Annotated in this window: 1 pseudogene; it reads right to left on the minus strand. The window is 63.2% G+C overall.

The window, feature by feature from the left end:
* A pseudogene (locus DAI20_RS20360) lies at nucleotides 1-517 on the minus strand (hypothetical protein); the annotation flags it as partial.

Consider the following 517-nt stretch of genomic DNA (forward strand, 5'->3'; position numbering starts at 1 on the left):
TTCGCCGTTCAGGAACTTGCTGCTGCCCTGGTCGGTTATTTCGACCTTGCGCAGCATCTGGCGGGTGATCACCTCGATGTGCTTGTCGTTGATCTTCACGCCCTGCAGGCGGTACACGTCCTGGATTTCCTTCACCAGGTAGGCGGCCAGCGGTTCGACACCCAGCAGGCGCAGGATGTCCTGCGGGCTCGGCTCGCCGTCCACGATGGTTTCACCCTTGGTGACATGCTCGCCTTCGAACACGATGACCTGGCGGTACTTCGGGATCAGCTCTTCGTGCTCCGAACCATCGGTGTCCTTGATGATCAGGCGCTGCTTGCCCTTGGTGTCCTTGCCGAAGCTGATGATGCCCGAACGCTCGGCCAGCACCGCCGGATCCTTCGGCTTGCGCGCTTCGAACAGATCGGCCACGCGCGGCAGACCACCGGTGATGTCGCGGGTCTTCGACGCTTCCTGCGGGATCTTGGCGACGACGTCGCCCACGCCCACCGCGGCGCCGTCCTGCAGGTTGTCGATC

Origin of the sequence: Planctomonas deserti (assembly GCF_003067705.1) — a bacterium.
Taxonomy (GTDB): domain Bacteria; phylum Actinomycetota; class Actinomycetes; order Actinomycetales; family Microbacteriaceae; genus Planctomonas; species Planctomonas deserti.